The organism is Sphingorhabdus sp., assembly GCF_044338195.1.
GTDB lineage: Bacteria > Pseudomonadota > Alphaproteobacteria > Sphingomonadales > Sphingomonadaceae > Sphingorhabdus_B.
In genome coordinates this window covers 1-3,219 of record NZ_JBIIMC010000060.1, presented here as the reverse complement: position 1 = coordinate 3,219, position 3,219 = coordinate 1, and the positions used below count along the sequence as shown (strand labels likewise).

Genomic DNA, 3,219 nt, shown 5'->3' with positions numbered 1-3,219 from the left:
ATTCGGGTAATGACAAAAAGGGTGACTGGTTCCAACTGTTCCAGATCGGATTTGGCGGCATTCCGGGTCGCCCAATGGGTGACGGACCAGACGGCCACTCGCTGTGGCCGGGCTTTACCAATGTGCCCAACGAATTTCTGGAGCGGTATTTCCCGCTGCTGATCGAACGTTATGAAACCGAACCCGACAGCGGCGGCGCTGGTCTGCATCGCGGCGGCAACGGTATCCACATGACCTACCGTTTTCTGGCAGCAGGCACGATATCGATCCATGATGACCGCTGGTTCGTTCCACCATGGGGCGTCAATGGCGGTGAACCGGGCAAGCGCGCACGCAAGATTCTCGAAAAAGCTGACGGCACTTCGCAGATCATCGGCAATAAGGTTGAGGACGTGCATGTCGAAGAGGGCGATCAATTGCACTTCATCACCTGGGGCGGCGGCGGCTGGGGCGATGCGCTTGATCGCGACCCCGCTTTGGTTGGCAAAGAAATCGTCCAAGGGCTTGTCACTGTCGAAGGTGCAAAAGCGTATGGCGTCATTGCCAATGCAAATGGCGTGGTGGATGCCGATGCGACCGAAACGTTGCGCGGCCAGTTGCGGCAAGAGCGTGGCGAACTTCCCTTGTTCAATTACGGACCCGGCATTGAAGCCCTGCGGGCCAATTGCGAGGCCGAAACAGGCCTGAAGGCCCCGGTTCAGCCCGTCTGGACAACGCTGGAGGCAGCCGAGTGAGTGCACTTAAGGGGTTACGTGTAGTTGAACTCGGGCAGTTACTGGCTGGACCGTTTTGCGGACAATTGCTCGGTGATATGGGTGCAGAAGTTATCAAGGTCGAGCCCCCGGGCGCGGGCGACCCCATGCGCGTGTGGGGCCAAGGTGAAGAAAAGGTGCAATGGGAGGTCATTGCACGAAACAAAAAATCTGTTTCGGCCAATTTGCGGATTCCCGAAGGGCAGGCGCTTGTGCGTCAATTGATTGGCAAAGCCGATATTTTGGTTGAGAATTTCAAACCCGGCACGATGGAAAAATGGGGTTTTTCTCCAGCAGCGCTTTTGGCTGAACATCCCGGCCTCATCATCGCGCGCATGTCGGGCTACGGCCAGACGGGCCCATATTCAGACCGCGCTGGCTTTGGCGGCATTGGCGAAGCGATGGGCGGCTGGCGCTATATTGTGGGTGAACCTGACCGCTCGCCAAGTCGGATGGGCATTTCCATCGGTGACACGTTGACCGCCACATATGGTTGCATGGGCGTTCTTGCCGCACTGCATCATCGCAGCGTGACGGGCCATGGCCAAGTTATCGATGCCGCGTTGTATGAAAGCGTGTTGCAAGTCATGGAGGGGCTGGTCCCCGAATATGACCATAGCGGCTTTATTCGCGAACGCTCCGGCTCAATCCTTCCCGGTATCGCGCCATCCAACGTCTATATTTGCAAGGACGGGGAATATATGATTGGCGCGAACAAAGACTCGCTGTGGCAAAGATTGGCAGAAGCTATGGGCATGCCTGACCTTGGAATGGACCCGCGGTTCGCAACGCATCTTGCACGCGGTCACAACCAGTTTGAGCTTGATGACATTATCAATGCCTGGGCGGCCACGCTGACCGTTGATGAAGTTGACGCGTTGATGATTGCATATTCCATTCCAGCCGGACGCGTATACCGCGCGCCAGAGATGCTGGAGGATCCACATTTTCAAGCACGTGAAGCGATTATCGAGGTCGAAACCGAGCGTTATGGCAAGCTGAAAATGCAGGGTGCGTTTCCGAAGATGTCGGCGACACCCAGCAGCGTTCGTTCACCAGCGCCGTCGATTGTCGGCCAACATAATGCCGAAATATATGGCGGCTTGTTGGGGATGGATATTGCGGAGTTGGATCAGCTGAAGGCGGCTGGTGCAATCTGATGACGCAAAAGAATGACGATCTGACCGCGAATTATGTCGGCGCGTTCGACGGCCGTCTTTCTTTTGGCAAACGCCCGGCGCTTCTGATCGTCGATTTTGTTATGGCCTATCTGGACCCGGCATCGCCTTTATACGCTGGGGTTGAGGATGCGTTGGCCAGCAATGAACGTCTTTTGGCGGCTGCGCGGGCTGCCGGAATCCCGGTCTTCTTTACGAATGTCGTGTATCAAGCAGATGGCGCAGACGGCGGTTTGTTCTACAAGAAAATCCCGTCGCTTCGGGTGTTTCTGGAAGGGTCGCCATTGGGGGCATTTCCTCCGTCGCTTCAACCGGTGGACGGCGAGCGCGTCATTTCAAAACAGTTCGCGTCGGCGTTTTTTGGGACATCACTTGCAGAGACGCTTTCCGAAGAAGGCATAGACACATTGCTTATAACAGGACTGTCGACCTCAGGATGCGTGCGCGCCACGGCGCTGGACGCGCTGCAGTCCGGCTTTGCGCCTTTGGTCGTGCGTGAAGCCTGTGGCGACCGGCATCCGGCACCACATGAAGCCAATTTGTTCGACTTACAGGCCAAATATGCCGAGGTTGTTTCGGAACAAGAGGCGTGCGCCCTTATATCGGCGAACGCTGAGCTATAGCTGGGTTAGGGACAGAAGGTAGATATCAGCCATCTAAATTCTCAACCGACCATAAACCCGCCTACACGCAGAAACACCGAAGTAGTACGTGGTCTTGAAAAATGACTAGCAGCTTTCAGCGTTTAATTGCCAAGAGCAGGCAGTCCCGTTCCGGCCCAAAATCTGCCATGGCACCTGATCAAGGACGAGGACCGATTAGGCTTTCAGCCAAAATAGCCTGTTCCAATTGGAACGCTGGCAAACAGTGTTCGACGTCAGCGGCTCCTCCCCGGCAAATCGGACTTTTGTGGCGTTTGGGATTGGCGGGCCAGTCCCAAAGCGTTACGGATGATCGTCGCTCATCCGTTTTTAGGAGCGAGCCGAACACAAAGATGAGCGCAGTGCAAATCGCGTAAACCGGCAATGCCGCATCACAGGCCGACTTAAACACTGAATTTCCATGATTTTTGTGTGGGCGTTCCAATCAGAACGCTCATAAAAAACGCAGGCTGCAAGGCCGCTTTGAGCAGCAAAGGCGGTATCACCTAAGTCATTGAAATCATTGGAGCGGGCGAAGGGATTCGAACCCTCGACCCCAACCTTGGCAAGATTCGGCTCTATGAAATTTCTGTTCTAAATCAGCTTTTTATAAAGCTCGTGAAAAATCCGAACACGATCCGAACATTT

3 protein-coding genes are annotated in these 3,219 nt (G+C 55.0%); all 3 read left to right on the top strand.

Annotated elements, in window-relative coordinates; all coding sequences use genetic code 11:
• Nucleotides 1-734, top strand: a 734-nt coding sequence (locus ACIQZK_RS10620; RefSeq protein ID WP_397576100.1) for a hydantoinase B/oxoprolinase family protein, incomplete at its 5' end; no start/stop codon positions are given.
• Nucleotides 731-1,912: a CaiB/BaiF CoA transferase family protein gene (locus ACIQZK_RS10615; protein WP_397576099.1), complete on the top strand. Its 1,182-nt coding sequence runs from the start codon at nucleotides 731-733 to the stop codon at nucleotides 1,910-1,912. The genes ACIQZK_RS10620 and ACIQZK_RS10615, both read left to right, overlap by 4 nt.
• A complete protein-coding gene (locus tag ACIQZK_RS10610) occupies nucleotides 1,912-2,553 on the top strand; it encodes an isochorismatase family protein (protein ID WP_397576098.1) in 642 nt (213 codons plus the stop codon). Before ACIQZK_RS10615 ends, ACIQZK_RS10610 begins: the two co-directional genes overlap by 1 nt.
• Nucleotides 2,554-3,219 lie beyond the last annotated feature (666 nt).